This window comes from Streptomyces sp. NPDC048419, from assembly GCF_043200415.1.
Lineage (GTDB): Bacteria > Actinomycetota > Actinomycetes > Streptomycetales > Streptomycetaceae > Streptomyces.
In genome coordinates, this window is sequence record NZ_JBICXT010000013.1 from 1 (window position 1) to 17,527 (window position 17,527).

Consider the following 17,527-nt stretch of genomic DNA (forward strand, 5'->3'; position numbering starts at 1 on the left):
ACCAAGGGCCCCTGGCCCGTGCGCCGCCTGGACATCGAGAAGATGAAGAAGACCGCCGACCACGAGCTGCGCGCGATGGGCATCGACCTGGACGACCTGGAACAGCCCATCGGGACGCTGTCCGGCGGCCAGCGCCAGTGCGTGGCCATCGCCCGCGCCGTCTACTTCGGCGCCCGCGTCCTCATCCTGGACGAGCCCACCGCCGCCCTCGGCGTCAAGCAGTCCGGCGTGGTGCTCAAGTACATCGCCGCCGCCCGCGACCGCGGCCTGGGCGTCATCTTCATCACCCACAACCCCCACCACGCCTACATGGTCGGCGACCACTTCAGCGTGCTGCGCCTGGGCACCATGGAACTGTCCGCCTCCCGCACCGAGGTCAGCCTGGAAGAACTCACCAACCACATGGCCGGCGGCGCCGAACTCGCCGCCCTCAAGCACGAGTTGTCACAAGTCAGCGGCGTCGACGTCGAGGAACTCCCGGACAAGGAAGACCTCACCGCACCCGTCGCGGCCGGCCCGGAAGGCAAGGCCTGACATGGCGCCCGCCCTGGACCGCATCCGGGTCGGCTCGGCCCCCGACTCCTGGGGCGTCTGGTTTCCCGAGGACCCGCAACAGGTGCCCTGGGAACGCTTCCTGGACGAGGTCGCCGAGGCCGGGTACGCGTGGATCGAGCTGGGCCCGTACGGCTATCTGCCGACGGACCCGGCGCGGCTCAATGACGAGATCGCCCGGCGCGAGCTGAAGGTCTCGGCGGGCACCGTCTTCACCGGCCTGCACCGCGGGCCTGCCGTCTGGGACGCCACGTGGCGGCACGTCAGCCAGGTCGCTGCGCTCACCCGGGCGACGGGCGCGCGGCACCTGGTGGTCATCCCCTCCTTCTGGCGGGACGACAGGACCGCCGAGATCCTGGAGCCGTCGGAGCTGACCGGCGAGCAGTGGGCCCACCTGACCAAGGGCATGGAGCGCCTCGGCCACGAGGTGAAGGAGACCTACGGCCTCGAGCTCGTCGTGCACCCGCACGCGGACACCCACATCGACACCGAGGACCACGTCGAGCACTTCCTCGACTCCACCGACACCGACCTCGTCAACCTCTGCCTGGACACCGGTCATTACGCCTACTGCGGCGGCGACAGCGTCAAGCTGATCGAGACCTACGGCGAGCGCATCGGCTATCTGCACCTCAAGCAGGTCGACCCGGCGGTCCTGGCCGACGTACAGGCCAAGGGCACGCCGTTCGGGCCGGCCGTCGCACAAGGCGTGATGTGCGAACCACCCGCCGGAGTACCGGAGTTGGGGCCGGTGCTGGAAGCGGCGCAGAAGCTGAACGTCGAGCTGTTCGCCATCGTCGAGCAGGACATGTACCCCTGCGCGCCGGACGCGCCACTGCCCATCGCGACGCGCACCAGAAAATTCCTGAGGTCCTGCGGCGCCTGACCGCTCGACCGTCCCGAGGGGGTCACCATGGCTCGGCCCGAGACGCTGAGAGTCGCCGTCGTCGGCGCGGGGAAGATGGGCACCGACCACGTCCGCCGTATCCAGGAGGTCATCAGCGGCGCCCGGGTGACCGCCGTCGCCGACGTCGACGCGGAACGGGCCAAGACCGTCGCGGCCCGCGTCGACGGCTGCACCGCCTACACCGATCCGGCTGCCGCGATGGCGGCGGCCGACGTCGACGCCGTCCTGATCGCCTCCCCGGGACCCGCCCACGAGGCGGCCCTGCTGGCGGCGTTCGCCCGCGACCTGCCGGTGCTGTGCGAGAAGCCGCTCACCCCGGACGCCGCCTCGGCGTTGCGCGTCATGGAAGCCGAGACGCGACTGGGCCACCGCCGCGTCCAGGTGGGCTTCATGCGGCGCTACGACGCCGAATACATGAAGCTCAAGTCCCTCCTGAAAACAGGACAGTTGGGCCGTCCCCTCCTGCTGCACAACCGGCACCGCAACGTCGCCTCGCCGCCCGGCTGGACGAGCGAGATGCTCATCAACGACTCCGTCGTGCACGAGATGGACGTCACCCGCTGGCTGCTCGGCCAGGAGATCACCGCCGTCACGGTGCTGCGTCCGACACTGTCCGCGAACGCGCCGGACGCCGTGCAGGACCCCCAGTTCGTCGTCTTCGAGACCGGCGGCGGCGCGATCGTCGACGTCGAGATCTTCGTCAACTGCGGCTTCGGCTACCAGGTCCAGGCCGAGGTGGTCTGCGAACGCGGCACCGCCCGCATCGGCGACGGCCACGCCATGGTCACCAACATGGCCGGCCGCTGGGGCGGCACCATCACCCAGGACTACATCGAACGCTTCGCCGACGCCTACGACCGCGAGGTCCAGGCCTGGGCCGACGCCACCCGCCGTGGCGAGGTCACCGGCCCGAGCGTGTGGGACGGCTACGCGGTCGCCGCGGTCTGCGAGGCGGGCGTGCGCTCGCTCCAGGAGGGGGGCCGCACGGAGGTGGAGCTGGTGGAGCGGCCGGCGCTGTACGACCTCAGCTGAGCGCCCGCGAGAACACGACCCGGTCCTCACCGGGCCCGTTGTAGTCCTCCTCCACCCGCACGTCGAAGCCTAGGCTGCGGTGGAACGCCACGGACCCCGTGTTGCCGAGACTCGTGATCGCCTTCAGCCGGACCGCCCCCTGTTGCCGCGCGGCCTCGGTGAAGGCGGCGTACAGCTCGCGGCCCAGGCCCGTGCCCCGGGCGTCGTCCCTCGTCGCGATCAGGTGCACGTACCCGGTGCGGGCAGGCGTGACGAAGCCGATCAGATAGCCGAGGATGCCGTCGTCGGCGGAGCGGGCGACCAGGCAGGTCTCGCCGAACTCCTGTACCAGGGCCAGGAGATGGAGATCCCGGAGGTCGCGCTCGCCCCAGCAGCGGGAGTGGTCGGCCAGGACCTGCCGGAGGTCGTGGACTTGGGCGGGGGTGATGTGAACGGCCATGGCGCCGATCATTCCAGAGCCACGCCGGGGCTTTCGGGAGTGCGGGTACGGGGGCCGGTCGCGGGCGCCAGAAGGATGGCGGAGGAGACGAACACCAGGACCACCACCATCGCCGAGCGCAGGCCGTAGTGGTCGCCCAGGAATCCCAGGGCCGGTGGCCCGACGAGGAAGGCGACGTAGCCGATGACGGCGACCAGCGAGACACGGGCGGCCTGGTTCGCACCCGAGTCACCGGCCGCCGACAGAGCGACCGGGAAGCCGAGCGATGCCCCGAGTCCCCAGAAGAGGACGGCGGTTGCCGCGATGCCGGCGTTGTCGGAGAAGATCACCAGGACGAGTCCCACGGCACCGGACACCGCGCTCGCGCGCATCACCGCCGGCCGCCCGAAGCGGTCGAGGAAGAACGAGCCGCAGAAGCGCCCCAGCGTCATCGAGGCGGCGAACCCGACGTAGACGAGTGACCCTACGGCCGCGTCCAGGCCGTGGCCGTCGACCATGAGCAGCGGCAGCCAGTCGTTGGCGGCCCCCTCGGCCAGCGCCATGGCCAGCACGATGGCGCCGATCAGCAGCAGCTTCAGGTCCTTCCAGACCCGCGGCCCGGAGTGCCGCGCCGAGCCCGAGGCCCGAGACCCGGTGCTGATGCCGACGCCGGCCGGAACGGAGCGCAGCGCGTAGGCCAGGAGTGCCGTGGCGATCAGCGTGACCGCGGCCAGATGCCAGTGGGCCGGGAAGCCCGTGGCCGTCGCCGCCATTCCGGCCAGGCCGCCGACCACCGTGCCCAGGCTGAAGCAACCGTGCAGCGTGGGCAGGACCGTTGTGCCGGTGATGCGCTCGACGTCGGCGCCGTCCACGTTGACCGCCACCTCGCCCGACCCCATGCCCGCGCCGAACAGGAACAGCCCGGCCGTGACCGCGGGCGCCGACGAGGCGGCACTGCCCACGCCTATGACAGCCGTGGCGGCGATGATCAGAGCAGTGCCGAGCGCGATGACCGGCCGGGTGCCGAGGCGTGCGACGAAGCGGCCGGAACACAGGATGCCGATCATGGACCCGACGGAGAGACCGAACAGGATCAGCCCCATCTGCCCGGTGGACACGCCCAGTTGGTCACGCACGTCCGGGGTCCGCGTGACCCACGAGGACAGGGCGATGCCGGGGAGGAAGAAGAAGAGGTACAGGGCTTGGCGGCGTCGGCGCACGGCCGGATCTCCTACGGCGCGGTGCGCGGGCGCGGTTCGAAGCCCGCGGCCCGGTAGCACTCGTCGATCAGCGTCATAGTCGCCACCGCGTCGTCCGGGTCCAGGGGCAGCGGCCTGCCCTCGCGGATGCGGGCCGCGAACGCCTCCAACTGGTAGGTGTACGACGACCTGGTGCCCAGATTTTCGGTGCGCTCGCCCTCGTCCGTGCGGATCACGATCCGGTCGTCGAGTTGGGGGAGGACGAAGTTCGCGGCCCGGGCCTCGCCGCGGGTGCCGACGACGCGGCAGCTCATCTCGAGCTCGTCGTGGGCCATGTGGCAGCGTGCGCTGCCGGTGGCGCCGTTCGGGTACTCCAGGTCGGCGTCGAGCCATTCGTCGACTCCGGGTGCGCCCGCCCGTTCGCCGCCCCGCGCGGAGACCAGCCGGGGTGCGCCGCCCGCCCAGGGGGCGAGCATGCGCACGGCGTGCAGGCCGTAGCAGCCGAGGTCCATCATGGCGCCGCCGGCCAGGGCGAGGGACCAGCGGGGGTCGGTGTCGGCGGGGGCCGGGATGGCGACCGTGGTCTCCACCCGCTGCAGCTCGCCCAGTTCGCCGTCGGCCAGGAGTTCGTGCAGGCGGCGGGTGACCGGGTGGAAGAGGTAGTGGAAGGCCTCCATGAAGACGGTGCCGGCCTTGGCCGCCGCCTCCCGTACCTCGGCGGCCTCCTCGGCGTTGCTCGCCGACGGCTTCTCGCTCAGGACGTGCTTGCCGGCCGCGAGGGCGGCCAGGTTCCACGGGCCGTGCAGGCCGTTGGCGAGCGGGTTGTAGACGACCTCGACCTCGGGGTCGGCCAGCAGGTCCGCGTAGGAGTCCGCGACCCGCTCCACGCCGTGCTCGGCGGCGAAGACCTCGGCGCGGGACCGGTCGCGCGCGGCCACGGCGACGAGGCGGTGGCCGCCGGTGCGGGCGGGGTCGAGCAGAGCGCGTTCGGTGATGCGTGCGGCGCCCAGGACGCCTATACGCAGCGGTGCGCGGTCGTCTTGGCTCATGACGTGCGTTCCTCCTTGATCCGTTCCTGCGTGATCAGTGTGCCCTGTGCCGGTGGGAAGTGGCGGCGGACGAGGTCCTGGGCGTGGGCGACGGTGGACTCGACCAGCTCGAAGGCGGGCAGGCCTCCGGTGTAGCAGGTGCGGCTCCGGCCCTGGAGCGCTTCGAGGCGGTCCAGCGCGCCGTCCCGGAGGTCGTCGCTGCCGAAGTGCGGCATGAACGCCCACGGTTGGTGCAGGTGCACCTCCTGAAGACGCCCGCCGAGCCGTGCGATGTCCTGCCGCAGCAGCGTGGCGACCTCCTCGGGGCGGCCGTAGGAGTAGAAGGTCCGTACGTCGCTGTCCGGGTAGCGGTGGTGGTACGAGACGCAGTGGCCCGTCGCCGTGCGGTGCCCGGTGTGGGGGGTGAGGAAGTAGAAGGCGTTGTCGGGCAGGTCGCAGGCGGTGGCGACGGTGGTGTGGTACGCGTTGCTGCGGACCCGGCCGGCCAGGTCGCGTTCCTGGGCGGTGGCGTCCAGGGCCGGCAGGATCCGGTCCAGGGGTACGGCGAGCACCAGGTCGTCGGCCTCCAGCGGACCCGAGTCCGTCAGGACCCGTACGCCGTCCGCGTGCCGTTCCACCGACGTCACCCGCACGCCGCACCGCACGTCCTTCAGCTCCGCGGCGACCCGGCGCCACAGTGTCGCGAACCCGCCCGCGACGGTGAACGAGCCCTCGTGGCCCAGCAGTTCGGGGCCGGGGGAGAGCAGTCCGGTCATCTCGGCGTACTTGACGAAGTACAGCGCGGGCATGGCGTCGTCGAGATAGCCGTAGCCGGCCGCCGTGTAGCCGGGGCCGAACGACGCGGCCATGGACTGCAGCCGGTGATCGGCGAGCCAGTCGGTGACCGGCCTGGCGAGGGCCCGTGCGGAGTGGGCGAGGCCCGGTTCGGCGATGTACGGGAACTCCCGCTCGCGCAGGGCCCGGTAGCGGCGGAAGGCCGGGTCCCGTAAGAAGGACATGGCCTGGCGGGACGCGATGCGCCGCTCGACGTCGAGGATGCGGTAGCGGGTGGTGCGCTCCGTCTCCACACCGAGCTCGTCGATCAACTGGGCCGTCCGCTCGTACCGGTTGGTGCATATGTGGCCGCCCAGGTCGTGGGCCTGGCCCTCGACCTCCAGGCTCCGGCACTTTCCGGCGACCGTGTCCTGCTCCTCCAGGACCGTCACCCGGTGCCCGGCGCCCTCCAGCTCGCGGGCGGCCGTCAGCCCGCTCGGTCCGGCGCCGACGACGATCACACGGCGGGGGCCGTCGGGCCGGGGCGTCTCGGCGTTGTTCATACGGTGGTCGCTCCTCGGTCGGTCGGGCATGAGTGGATCTCATGGTGGTACGGGGGATCCCGTGATGGTGACCGTCGGGGGCAACGTGGTGGTCGACACACTCTCGTGCTCCGGGCGCCGGAGGCCGGCCAACGCCCGGAGCACGAGGGACTGGGGCCGCCGTCAGGCGGTGCGCACCTCGGCGATCGTCACCGGGCGGTGCTCGTGCAGCGAGAGCGTGCAGGCGTCGGCGATCCAGCCTGCCTCCAGCGCGTCCGCGACCGTGCAGGGCGAGGGGCGGGTGCCGGCCACGACCTCGGTGAACGCGGTCAGTTCGGCGCGGTAGGCGGCGGTGAAGCGGTCCATGAAGAAGTCGTGCGGGGTGCCTGCGGGGAAGGTCACGCCGGGCTCGACGGAGCGCAGCGGCAGCTTGTCCTCCAGGCCGACGGCGATGGAGTCCGCGAAGCCGTGGATCTCCATACGGACGTCGTAACCGCGGGCGTTGTGACGGGAGTTGGAGACCACCGCGATGGTGCCGTCGTCGAGGGTGAGGATCGCGCCGGTGGTGTCGGCGTCGCCCGCCTCCTTGATGTACTCGGCGCCGCGGTTGCCGCCGACGGCGTACACCTCGACGACCTCGCGGCCGGTCACCCAGCGGATGATGTCGAAGTCGTGCACCGAGCAGTCGCGGAAGATGCCGCCGGAGGCGGCGATGTACGCGGCCGGCGGCGGCGCCGGGTCCAGGGTGGTCGAGCGCACGGTGTGCAGCTTGCCGAGCTCGCCGCTGTGCACCGCGGCGCGGGCGGCGACGAATCCGGTGTCGAAGCGTCGGTTGTAGCCGATCTGGATCGGCACGTCGCTGCCCTCGATCGCCTTCAGCACCTGTACGCCCTCGGCCATCGTCTTCGCGACGGGCTTCTCGCAGAAGACGGGGATGCCGGCCTCGACACCGGCCAGGATCAGCCCGGGGTGGGCGTCCGTCGCGGCCGCGACCACGATGCCGTCGACGCCGGCGGAGAGCAGGGCCTGAGGCGAGTCCACGACCTCGCCGCCGAACCGCTCCGCGGCGGACTTGGCGGCGTCCGCGAACGGGTCGGTGAGCACGAGCGACTCGACCGCGTCGAGTCCGGAGAGGGTCTCGGCGTGGAAGGCGCCGATGCGGCCGAGGCCGAGGATTCCAATACGCATGGGGGTGTTGCTCCTAGAGAGGGTGCGAGTGCCTTGAACAGTTGTCAGTCGAGGCCGCCGAGTACGTTCTGGTCCCAGTCGATCACCGAACCGGTGACCACGCCCGAGCGCTCCGACAGCAGGAGGACCACGAAGTCGGCGATCTCGTCCGGCTGCCCGAGCTTGCCCATCGGCAGCCGGGTGGCGGCCTCCTCGCGCCAGTCGTCCCCGGCGCCGTGGAAGCGCTTCTGCGTCGCGTCCTCGCCCTCGGTCTGCGTCCAGCCGATGTTGAGGCCGTTGATGCGGACCCGGTCCCAGCGGTGGGCGTGCGCGGCGTTGCGGGTCAGGCCGATCAGGCCCGCCTTCGCGGCGACGTAGGGCGCGAGGAAGGGCTGACCGCCGTGCGCCGAGGACGTGATGATGTTGACGATCGTGCCGGGTGCCTTGCGGGAGACCATGTCGGCGACGGCGGCCTGCATGGCGAAGAACGGCGCCCTGAGGTTGATCGCGATGTGCTGGTCGAACAGCTCGGGCGTGGTGTCCAGCAGCGTGCCGCGGGAGGTCAGACCCGCGGAGTTGACCAGGCAGTCGATCCGCCCGTACGCCGCGACCACGTCGCCCACCGCCGTCCTCGCCTGCTCCGCGTCGGCGAGGTCGGCGCGGACGAACATCGCCTTGCCGCCCTCGGCCGTCAACTCGGCGACCAGCGCCTCGCCCGGGGCCGGGCGCCGCCCGGTCACGGCCACGACCGCCGCGCCCTCGCGGACCGCGGCCCGGGCGACGGCGGCGCCGACGCCCTGACTGCCGCCGTTGACGAGGACGACCTTGCCGTCGAGAAGTCCCATGCGTTCCAGTTCCTTTCAGCTTTCCCGGCGCTCGGCGCCGGCCCGCAGCTCCTGCCGTAGAGCCTCGGGGGTCCATGACTCGCGCAGCGCGCGCCGGACGACGTCCGCCTGCGCGGGCGGGGCGAGGCCGTCGACGGGCGGGTCGCTGTCCAGGTTGGTGGGGAAGGCGTACCCCTCGGCGCTCGCGGCGATCACGTGCTCCAGCCACTCCTCGCCGGCGCCCTCGGCCGCGCGCCTGAGCAGCACGGGGAAGACAGCGTTGGCCACGGCCTCGCGGTCCACCGTCTCCATCGCCCGCCCGAACGCGGAGGACACCTGGAGCAGGTTGGCCATACGGCGGACACCGGTGGAGCGGTTGCCGCCGGCCGCGTGGAACAGCGCGGGGTTGAAGAAGACCGCGTCGCCCTTGGCGAGCGGGAGCTGGACGCGGTGGGCGTCGAAGTACGCCTGGAACGTGGGCAGCCGCCAGGCCAGATAGCCGGGCTCGTACTGCTGCGAGTACGGCAGGTACAGCGTCGGGCCGCTCTCCACCGGCATGTCGCAGTGCGCGACCGCGCCCTGGAGGGTGAGCACGGGGGACAGGACGTGCACATGGGCCGGGTAGGCGGCCGCCGCCTCGCCGGACAGGAAGCCGAGGTGGTAGTCGCGGTGCGCGGTCTGCGCCGCGCCGCCCGGGTTGACCACGTTGACCTGCGAGGTGACCTGGTAGCCGGGGCCGAGCCAGGCCGCCGAGGCCAGCGCGAGCATGTCGTTGGCGTAGTAGTCGGCGAACGCCTCGGGATCGTACAGGGCCGCCTTCTCCAGCGCGTTCCACACCCGGTCGTTGGCGCCCGGCTTGGCGAAGTGGTCCCCGGAGGCCGCGCCCGAGGCGCGCTGCTCGGCGATGAGGGCGTCGAACACGGTGCTGAGCCGGTCGACGACGGACGGGTCGGGGAAGGCGCCCTTGAAGACCACGATGCCGGGCCCCTCGGTGAACGCCCGCACCAGCTCGGAACGGACCGGACGCCGTTCGGCCGCGCGCAGCCGCTCGCTGTCGTAGACCAGGACGTTCTGCTCCACCCCGACGGCGTGCGGGTAGTCCGCGAGGTCCGTGCCCCGTTCGACCAGCTCACGGAAGTCGGACAGGTCGCAGTCCTGTTCGGACAGCCGGTAGCCGTGATCCACGGAGGTGGGGGACATCGTCGTTCCTTCGGTCGGAGGCGCCACGCAGCGCTCGGTGACAGTCCTGGGCTGCCCTGTCATTCTTGTCATGACAAACCTGGCGAACAACCGGCACGCTGCCATCAAAAACCCCTCAAGAAGAGCCCCCAGGGACCCAGCGAGAGGAGCCCGCGCATGGGCCATCCCTTCCCGATCCGGGAGATCGCCCGGCAGGCGGGCCTGAGCGAGGCCACCGTCGACCGGGTCCTCAACGGCAGGGGCGGGGTGCGGGAGAGCACCGCACGGGAGGTCCGGCAGGCCATCGGCGACCTGGACCGGCAGCGCACCCAGGTCCGCCTGGTAGGCCGCGCCTTCATGATCGACATCGTGATGCAGGCGCCGGAGCGGTTCTCCACCGCCGTCCGCAGCGCCCTGGAGGCGGAGCTGCCCGCGCTGCACCCGGCGGTGGTGCGCTCGCGTTTCCACTTCCGCGAGACCGGCCCGGTGGCGGAGCTGACCGCGACCCTGGACCGGACAGCCCGGCGCGGCTCGCAGGGCGTGATCCTCAAGGCGCCGGACGTCCCCGAGATCACGGCCGCCGTCGGCCGGCTCGCCGAGGCGGGCATCCCCGTCGTCACCCTGTTCACCGACCTGCCCGCCACGGCCCGCCTCGCCTACGTCGGCATCGACAACCGCGCCGCCGGCGCCACCGCCGCCTACCTGATGGGGCAGTGGCTGGGGGAGCGGCCCGGCAATGTGCTCACCAGCCTCAGCAGCGGCTTCTTCCGCAACGAGGAGGAGCGCGAGATGGGCTTCCGCAGCGCCATGCGCACCCGCCACCCGGACCGCAGGCTGGTCGAGATCGCCGAGGGGCAGGGCCTGGACGCCACCCAGTACGACCTGGTGCGCGCCGCGCTCGCCCGCGACCCGGACATCCGCGCCGTCTACTCCATCGGCGGCGGCAACATCGCCACCCTGCGCGCCTTCGAGGACCTGGGCCGCGAGTGCGCGGTGTTCGTCGCGCACGACCTCGACCACGACAACACCCGCCTGCTGCGCGGGCACCGCCTGTCCGCCGTCCTCCACCACGACCTGCGCCAGGACCTGCGCGAGGCCTGCCACGTCGTCATGCGTGCTCACGGCGCGCTGCCGCCGGCGGGGCCTACGCTGCCCTCGGTGATCCAGGTGGTGACGCCGTACAACATGCCACCACAGGCGACGGGGTGAGGAGACGGGTCATGACGAGGACCGAACTCGTGGAGATCGAGGGCGTCCGCCTGCTCGCCACGCTCACGACGGGAGGCGAGATCGGGCTGCTCGCGCTGCACGGCAGCAACGAGGGCGGCACGGCCGAACTCGCCCGGTCGGTGTCCGAGCGCTGCGGCGCCACCAGCCTGGTCTTCACCCAGCCGGGAGTGCCCGAGCCGGTGCACATCCCCTCGCCGCGCATGGCGGTGGAGCACTGCGCCCTGCTGCGGGTGTTCCTGTCCCAGGTCACCGTTGCGGTGTCGCTGCACGGGCACATGAGACGGGCGACGCCGCGGTCGATCTTCCTCGGCGGGGCCAACCGCCCGGCCGCCCGGCTGCTCGCCTCGGGACTGAGCGCCCTGCGGCCGCAGTTCGACCCGGTCACCGACCTCGCCGAGATCCCGGCCGGCCTGCGCGGCGTGCACGCCAGGAACCCGGTCAACCTGCCCCGCCGCGGCGGCGTCCAGGTCGAACTGCCGCTGTCCGCCCGCACTCGCAGGCCGGGCTGGGACCGGGAGACCCCCGACAACCCGCCGCGCCCCGTCATCGACGCCCTGGTCACCGGCGTCCGGCTGCTGGCGGCCAAGTCCGTCACGCATCCGGCACGTTGACCCAGGCGCCGCTCGCGGCCGACCGGACCATCGCCTCCAGTACGGCGGCGCTGCGCACGGCGTCCGGCAGGGTGGCCCCGTGCGGCTTGCCCTCCGCGATCGAGCGCAGGAAGCGGTGGGCCTCGATCACCTTCAGGTCGTCGTAGCCCATGCCGTTGGCGGCGCCCGGCTGGAACGCGCCGTACTCACCTGCGCCCGGGCCGACGTACACCGTGCTGACGGGCTGGTCCTGATAGCCGGTGCCCGGGCCGGAAGACCCGCCTGCCCCGCGGCTGACGCCGAGTTCGTTCATGCGGCGGAAGTCCCAGAAGACGGCGCCCTCGGTGCCGTGCACCTCGAAGCCGTAGTTGTTCTGCTCGCCGACCGAGACCCGGCAGGCCTCCAGCACGCCGCGGGCGCCGGAGGCGAAGCGCAGCAGGCAGTTGACGTAGTCCTCGTTCTCGACCGGACCCAGTTCGCCGCCGGTGGCGCGGGTGTGGCCGGCGGTGGCGCCGGTGGGGCGGGCCCGCTCCGGGATGAACACGGCCGTGTCGGCGGTGAGGGACTCGATGTCGCCGAGCAGGAAGCCAGCCAGGTCGGCGCCGTGCGAGGCGAGGTCGCCCAGCACGCCGCTGCCGCCGCGCTCCTTCTCGTAGCGCCAGGTGAGGGCGGACTCGGGGTGGGCGGCGTAGTCGCTGAAGAGGCGGACGCGGACGTGCGTGACGCGGCCGATCCCGCCGGAGGCGATGAGCGCGCGGGCGGTCTCGACGGCGGGCGCGTTGCGGTAGTTGAAGCCCACCGCGCCGTGCACGCCCGCGTGGGCGACCGCGTCGGCCACGGCCTGCGCGTCGGCCGTGTTCAGGCCGACCGGCTTCTCGATCCAGACGTGCTTGCCCGCCTCGGCCATGGCGACGCCGATCTCGCGGTGCAGGAAGTTCGGGGCGGTGATGGAGACGGCCTGCACGCGCGGGTCCTCGGCGACCTCGCGCCAGTCCCGTGCCGTGGAGGCGAATCCGAACTGCGCGGCGGCCTCCTCGGCCCGGCCCGGCACCTCCTCGGCGACCGTCACCAGCCGCGGGCGCAGGCCCAGCCGCGGGTAGTGGTGCGGGACGCGGGCGTACGCCTGCGTGTGCACCCGGCCCATCCAGCCGAACCCGATGACGGCGACACCGAGCGAATCCACCATGACGGCCCCTCTTCGGCACTTCTTGGAACGGTCCACGATCTGTCCAGGCCACCCTGAAGGCCCGAATCCGCCGCTGTCAACCCTCTCCGGACCCGCACGGGCGCCCACCTGACCCTTTGACAAGCCCACCGGTCCATGGAACGGTCCAGGCCATGAAACCGCCGACCATCCGCGACGTGGCCGAAGCCGCCGGCGTCTCCAAGTCGCTGGTCTCGCTCGTGCTGCGCGGCTCCGGGCAGGTCCGGCCGGAGAAGCGGGACGCCGTGCTGCGGGCGGCGCGCGAGCTCGGCTACCGGCCCAACGCCGCGGCGCGCAGCCTCAGTGAGCAGCGCACGCGCACCGTCGGCGTGCTCCTGAATGATTTGCGCAACCCCTGGTTCGTCGACCTGCTCGACGGCCTCAACCCGCTGCTGCACGACAACGGCCTGCGGATGCTCCTTGCCGACGCCCGCCTCAACCGCCGCGCCGGCCAGGACCCCGCCGACCCGCTCCTCGACCTGCGGGTGGACGGCCTGGTCGTCGTCGGCACCCTGCCCGACCCGGCCGCGCTGGGCACGGCCGCCGGGCGCGTCCCGGTCGTCGTGGCCGGGGCCCGGGAGCCCGCCCCGGCCGGTGTCGACGTGGTGGCGTGCGACGACGAGCAGGGCGCGCGGCTGGTCACCGAGCACCTCATCGGGCTCGGCCACCGCCGCATCGCGCACATCGCGGGCTACGGAGCCGTCGGCGAGCTGCGCAGACGCAGCTTCGAGGCGACGATGCGGGCGCACGGCCTCGCGGACCGGGCACTGGTGGAGCCCAGCGACATGACGGAGGAGGGCGGCTACCGCACCACCGTGCGGCTGCTCAGCCGCCCCGAGCGGCCCACCGCCCTGTTCGCGGTCAACGACATCGCCTCCGTCGGCGCGCTCTCCGCCGCCGAGGAGCTCGGCCTGCGCGTCCCGCACGACGTGTCCGTCGTCGGCTACGACAACACGAGCATCTCCCGGCTGCGGCACGTCTGGCTGACCACGGTCGACAACGCCGGGCACGAGGTCGGCCGGCGGGCCGCCCGCTGCCTCCTGGACCGCTTCGAGCAGCCCGGGGGAGCGGGTCAACTGCACCTGGCCGCACCGACGTTGGAGATCCGTGGCACGACCGCGGCGCCACCCGCCGAGTGACTACCGACGCGGGCTCACAGATTGATCGCGTACGCCTTGCGCAGCGTCTCGTGCACCGTCCACGTCGTACGGTCGCCCTCGCGCAGCACGGCCAGGTCACCGGGTCCCACCCGCAGCGTGGGGCCGCCCTCGAACTCGATGGTCGCCGAACCGCTGAGCACGACGAACAGCTCATCCGCCTCGGTGTCGGTGACGACGCCCGGCGTGATCTGCCAGACGCCGCGGATCTGCCTGCCGTCCGCCGACTCCCAGACGACCTTGCCGGTCACCTCCGGCGTGCCGGAGACGATCTGCTCCGGGTCGAGGGGCTCCGGCTCGAGCTCGGCGTCCGGGACGTGCACGACGAAGCTGTGGGGCATGGCGAGGCTGTCGGTCATGCTGCGACCCTAACGAGCGCGTCCGCCGGCCGTGCGTGGACATTGTGTGCGGTATCGGCCCAGGTGGAGGGACACTTCGTCGCGGCGGCCGCGAACTGGCGCGCCGCCCGGACCCGGGTGATCGTTGAGGGTATGGCCGACTCCACGGCGGACTCGACGACGGCCGTCGCCCGGCGGGGCCACGACACCCGCGAGGCCCTGCTCTTCGGCGGCGTCTATGGCTCAGTGCTGGCCTGCTCGATGGTCGCGGCGCTCTCCCAGTACGGCCACACATCCCGGGCCAGCCGCCGCTACGACGCCCTGTGGCTGCTGGTCACCGCGCTGGCCTCCGCCCTGGCCCACGGCTACGCCCACTACATCGCCGAACGCGAACCGCACCGCCGCTGGGACGTCCTGCGTGTCCTCGTCGACGAGTGGCCCCTGATCGCCGCCGTGCTGCCGACCGTGCTGCTGCTGGCGGGCGCCGGGTGGGGCTGGTGGCCGCCGAAAGGCGTGGAGTACGCGGCGTTCGTGCTGAACATCGTCCTGCTGTTCACCCTCGGTCTGGTGACCGCCCGCTGGTCGCACCGCACCTGGCTGGTGGCCGCGGGCACCGGCCTGGTGGACGCGCTCCTCGGCGTGATCGTGGTCGTGGCGAACGCGATCATCAAATGATGGCGTCACAGACCGGCCGTCCTGCCATAAGGTCTGCCGCGTGGGGACGGACATGGATGGTGCCATCGAAAGCCGCCGCGCCGACGGACGCTGGCGGATGGAGTTCGATCTGCTGGACTTCAGCCCGCCGCGGGACTACGTCGCCTGGGACTGCCTCTTCGGCGTGCGCGGAACCGGAGACGTGGAGCGCCCGCTCTTCGCCGACCGCGGACTGCCCGACGACGTGGCGGACCCGGTGCGCGAGGCGGCGTTCGGCGACGGACAGCACGGCCACACGCACCTCAGCTGGGCCGAGGCCGGCGCGGTCGACTGGGACGAGCCGCTCGCCTCCCGGCCCGCCTGGTACTGGACGCACCGCTCGGACCCGGGCGGCGAGCACCTCGTACGGGTGACGCCCACCCTGCGCACGGCCGCCGGCGAGGCCTTCGGCGGCGGTGGCCTGCTGCTCGCGCCGCCGGAATGGCCGCCCGGCGCCGAGGTGCGGCTGGACGGCGCGGTGTACCGGCCCGTGGTCCTCACCGCCCGCATGCTCGCCCCGCCGGACGAGGGATGCTGGGCACAGGTATGGGGCGCCATGCGGCACCTCGCGGCCGACCACGGCGACGACCACGTACGGCTCACCGTCTGGTTCGGTTGACCCGCGCACCCGGGAAGGGAGCTGCCATGACCACCGACGCCACCGGCACGACCACCGAGACGACCCCCACCGAGGCGACCGTCACCGACGAGGCCGTCGGCAGCCTGGCCGGCACCGCCGACCCGCGGCTGCGCGAACTGCTCACCGGCCTGATCCACCACCTGCACGCCTTCGCGCGCGAGACGCGACTGACGCAGGAGGAGTGGGAGAAGGCCGTCGGCTTCCTCACCAGGACCGGCCAGACCTGCACGGACACCCGCCAGGAGTTCATCCTCCTGTCCGACGTGCTCGGCCTGTCGATGCTCGTCGAGACGATCAACGGCGACCGCGCCGCCGGTGCCACCGAGTCCACGGTCCTCGGTCCCTTCCACATGACCGAGTCCCCGGTGCGTGAACTGGGCGCCGACATCGACCTGGTGGGCGGCGGCGAGCCCTGCGTGGTCAGCGGCCGGGTCCTGTCCCGGGACGGAACTCCCCTGCCGGGCGCGGCGATCGACGTCTGGCAGGCCGACGGCAACGGCTTCTACGACGTCCAGCGCCCGGACGTGCAGCCGCCGGGCAACGGCCGCGGACTGTTCACCGCGGACGCCGAGCGCCGCCTCCGGTTCCGCACCTGCGTGCCCAGCCCGTACCCGATCCCGACGGACGGCCCGGTCGGCGGCCTGCTCAGGGCGACCGCCCGGCACCCCTACCGCCCGGCCCACATCCACTTCATCGCGTCGGCCGAAGGGCATGTGCCGGTCACCACGCACATCTTCGTCGCGGGCACCGACCACCTCGACTCCGACGCCGTGTTCGCCGTCAAGCCGAGCCTCGTCAAGGACTTCGCCAGGACGGACGACCCTTCCCTGGCACGGGAGTTCGGCGTCGCGAACCCGTTCCGGCACGCCCGCATCGACCTCGTACTGGAGCGGTCGTGAACGACGTCCTGGACTTCTCCTACGAGTCCCGGCCCGTGCGGGTCGTCTTCAGGCCCGGGGCCGCCACCACCGCCACCCCCGGCGAGGCCGCCGCGCTCGGCCTGCGCCGGCTGCTGGTGGTCTGCGGCAGCCGCGGCGCGGCCACCGCACGCGCGGTCGCCGACTCCCTCGGGCCCGCCTGCGTGGGCCTGCACGACGGCGCCCGGATGCACGTCCCCGCCGAGGTCGCCGCCCGCGCCGTCGAGGTGGCCCGCGCGGCGGGTGCCGACGGCTGCGTGGCGGTCGGCGGCGGCTCCTCGATCGGCCTCGGCAAGGCGGTCGCGCTGCGCACCGGACTGCCGCTGATCGCGGTGCCCTCCACCTACTCCGGCTCGGAGATGACCCCGGTCTGGGGCCTGACCGAGGACGGCGTCAAACGCACCGGCCGCGACCCCGTCGTCATGCCGCGCAGTGTCGTCTACGATCCCGAACTCACCGTCTCCCTGCCCGCGCCGCTCTCCGCCACCAGCGGCATCAACGCCGTCGCCCACGCCGTCGAGGCGCTCTACGCCCCCGACACCTCGCCCCTGGTCGCGCTGATGGCCGAGGAGGGCGTACGGGCCATGGCGGGCGCACTGCCCGCGGTGGCCGACCGCCCGGACTCCCTCAAGGCCCGGGGCCGCGCCCTGTACGGGGCCTGGCTGTGCGGCTCCTGCCTCGGCGCCACCACCATGGGCCTGCACCACAAGCTGTGCCATGTCCTGGGCGGCACCTTCGGCCTGCCGCACGCCGAGACGCACACGGTGGTCCTGCCCTACGCCCTCGCCTACAACGCCCCCGCGGCCCCGGAGGCGGCCGCCGCGGTGGCCCGCGCCCTGTCCGCCACCGACGCCCCGCACGCGCTGCGCTCCCTCGCCGCCCGCCTGGGCGCGCCCCGCTCATTGGCCGAACTCGGCCTGAAGGAGACGGACTTGGCGGAAGCGGCCGCCCAGACGGTGGGCCAGGCGTACGCCAATCCGCGCCCGGTCACGGCGGAGGGGGCGCTCGCGGTGCTGCGGGCGGCGTACGAGGGCGGGGCGCCGGAGTTTCCCGGCAGCTGACCCGGCCCGCGCGTCCTGATCGCGACGTGTCCTGCCCGAGCTGTGCCCGCAATACGGCAGACAAAATTGTTGACA

The 17,527-nt window shown here is 72.7% G+C and carries 19 protein-coding genes; 10 read left to right on the forward strand and 9 right to left on the reverse strand.

Annotation, left to right across the window (positions count from 1 at the left end):
• The 3 genes from ACGFYN_RS25625 to ACGFYN_RS25635 all read left to right on the forward strand — a co-directional run.
• On the forward strand, positions 1-534 hold a 534-nt coding region (locus tag ACGFYN_RS25625), incomplete at its 5' end, for an ATP-binding cassette domain-containing protein (protein WP_393868193.1).
• A gap of 1 nt (position 535) precedes the next feature.
• The gene (locus ACGFYN_RS25630) at positions 536-1,438 is read left to right on the forward strand and encodes a sugar phosphate isomerase/epimerase family protein (RefSeq protein ID WP_393868194.1); all 903 of its coding nucleotides are present in this window, start codon (positions 536-538) and stop codon (positions 1,436-1,438) included.
• 27 nt (positions 1,439-1,465) lie between these two features.
• Complete coding sequence (locus tag ACGFYN_RS25635; RefSeq protein ID WP_393868195.1) at positions 1,466-2,491, forward strand: Gfo/Idh/MocA family protein; 1,026 nt, start codon at positions 1,466-1,468, stop codon at positions 2,489-2,491.
• On the opposite strand, the gene ACGFYN_RS25640 is transcribed toward ACGFYN_RS25635, so the two are convergent.
• The 7 genes from ACGFYN_RS25640 to ACGFYN_RS25670 all read right to left on the reverse strand — a co-directional run bounded on the left by ACGFYN_RS25640 (position 2,484) and on the right by ACGFYN_RS25670 (position 9,643).
• Positions 2,484-2,930 carry a GNAT family N-acetyltransferase gene (locus ACGFYN_RS25640; protein WP_393868196.1) on the reverse strand — a complete coding sequence of 149 codons (447 nt, stop codon included), beginning with the start codon at positions 2,928-2,930 and terminating at the stop codon, positions 2,484-2,486. The two genes, ACGFYN_RS25635 and ACGFYN_RS25640, sit on opposite strands and share 8 nt — an antisense overlap.
• A gap of 8 nt (positions 2,931-2,938) precedes the next feature.
• Positions 2,939-4,129 carry an MFS transporter gene (locus ACGFYN_RS25645; protein ID WP_393868197.1) on the reverse strand — a complete coding sequence of 397 codons (1,191 nt, stop codon included), beginning with the start codon at positions 4,127-4,129 and terminating at the stop codon, positions 2,939-2,941.
• 11 nt (positions 4,130-4,140) lie between these two features.
• Positions 4,141-5,157 carry a Gfo/Idh/MocA family protein gene (locus ACGFYN_RS25650; protein WP_393868198.1) on the reverse strand — a complete coding sequence of 339 codons (1,017 nt, stop codon included), beginning with the start codon at positions 5,155-5,157 and terminating at the stop codon, positions 4,141-4,143.
• Positions 5,154-6,473 (reverse strand): protoporphyrinogen/coproporphyrinogen oxidase, encoded by a 1,320-nt coding sequence (locus tag ACGFYN_RS25655; protein WP_393868199.1) that lies wholly within the window; start codon positions 6,471-6,473, stop codon positions 5,154-5,156. Before ACGFYN_RS25655 ends, ACGFYN_RS25650 begins: the two co-directional genes overlap by 4 nt.
• 162 nt (positions 6,474-6,635) lie before the next feature.
• Positions 6,636-7,640 (reverse strand): Gfo/Idh/MocA family oxidoreductase, encoded by a 1,005-nt coding sequence (locus tag ACGFYN_RS25660; protein ID WP_393868200.1) that lies wholly within the window; start codon positions 7,638-7,640, stop codon positions 6,636-6,638.
• A 44-nt stretch (positions 7,641-7,684) separates the two neighbouring features.
• Positions 7,685-8,464 carry an SDR family oxidoreductase gene (locus ACGFYN_RS25665; RefSeq protein ID WP_393868201.1) on the reverse strand — a complete coding sequence of 260 codons (780 nt, stop codon included), beginning with the start codon at positions 8,462-8,464 and terminating at the stop codon, positions 7,685-7,687.
• Positions 8,465-8,479: 15 nt separating this feature from the next.
• The gene (locus ACGFYN_RS25670; RefSeq protein ID WP_393868202.1) at positions 8,480-9,643 is read right to left on the reverse strand and encodes a phytanoyl-CoA dioxygenase family protein; all 1,164 of its coding nucleotides are present in this window, start codon (positions 9,641-9,643) and stop codon (positions 8,480-8,482) included.
• Between the two features lie 156 nt (positions 9,644-9,799).
• On the opposite strand from ACGFYN_RS25670, the gene ACGFYN_RS25675 reads away from it, so the two are divergent.
• Both ACGFYN_RS25675 and ACGFYN_RS25680 read left to right on the forward strand, forming a co-directional pair.
• Complete coding sequence (locus tag ACGFYN_RS25675) at positions 9,800-10,831, forward strand: LacI family DNA-binding transcriptional regulator (RefSeq protein ID WP_393868203.1); 1,032 nt, start codon at positions 9,800-9,802, stop codon at positions 10,829-10,831.
• Positions 10,832-10,842: 11 nt separating this feature from the next.
• Positions 10,843-11,463, forward strand: a complete 621-nt coding sequence (locus ACGFYN_RS25680; protein WP_393868204.1) for a poly-gamma-glutamate hydrolase family protein — start codon at positions 10,843-10,845, stop codon at positions 11,461-11,463.
• Here the strand turns inward: ACGFYN_RS25680 and ACGFYN_RS25685 are convergent.
• Positions 11,444-12,628: a Gfo/Idh/MocA family protein gene (locus ACGFYN_RS25685; protein WP_393868205.1), complete on the reverse strand. Its 1,185-nt coding sequence runs from the start codon at positions 12,626-12,628 to the stop codon at positions 11,444-11,446. The genes ACGFYN_RS25680 and ACGFYN_RS25685 overlap by 20 nt on opposite strands.
• 152 nt (positions 12,629-12,780) lie before the next feature.
• Here ACGFYN_RS25685 and ACGFYN_RS25690 point away from each other — a divergent pair, with 152 nt between their 5' ends.
• Complete coding sequence (locus tag ACGFYN_RS25690; RefSeq protein WP_393868206.1) at positions 12,781-13,785, forward strand: LacI family DNA-binding transcriptional regulator; 1,005 nt, start codon at positions 12,781-12,783, stop codon at positions 13,783-13,785.
• Positions 13,786-13,799: 14 nt separating this feature from the next.
• Here the strand turns inward: ACGFYN_RS25690 and ACGFYN_RS25695 are convergent, their stop codons facing one another.
• Complete coding sequence (locus tag ACGFYN_RS25695; RefSeq protein ID WP_393868433.1) at positions 13,800-14,144, reverse strand: cupin domain-containing protein; 345 nt, start codon at positions 14,142-14,144, stop codon at positions 13,800-13,802.
• 150 nt (positions 14,145-14,294) lie between these two features.
• On the opposite strand from ACGFYN_RS25695, the gene ACGFYN_RS25700 reads away from it, so the two are divergent.
• From ACGFYN_RS25700 to ACGFYN_RS25715, 4 genes are read left to right on the forward strand one after another with little or no spacing between them, the layout of a single operon-like run.
• On the forward strand, positions 14,295-14,816 hold the full coding sequence (locus ACGFYN_RS25700; protein WP_393868207.1) for a hypothetical protein: 522 nt from the start codon (positions 14,295-14,297) through the stop codon (positions 14,814-14,816).
• Between the two features lie 40 nt (positions 14,817-14,856).
• Entirely contained in the window at positions 14,857-15,453 is a 597-nt protein-coding gene (locus ACGFYN_RS25705; protein ID WP_393868208.1) for a hypothetical protein, read from the forward strand.
• 26 nt (positions 15,454-15,479) lie between these two features.
• Positions 15,480-16,373 carry a dioxygenase gene (locus tag ACGFYN_RS25710; protein WP_393868209.1) on the forward strand — a complete coding sequence of 298 codons (894 nt, stop codon included), beginning with the start codon at positions 15,480-15,482 and terminating at the stop codon, positions 16,371-16,373.
• Positions 16,370-17,452, forward strand: a complete 1,083-nt coding sequence (locus ACGFYN_RS25715; protein ID WP_393868210.1) for a maleylacetate reductase — start codon at positions 16,370-16,372, stop codon at positions 17,450-17,452. Before ACGFYN_RS25710 ends, ACGFYN_RS25715 begins: the two co-directional genes overlap by 4 nt.
• Positions 17,453-17,527: the final 75 nt, after the last annotated feature.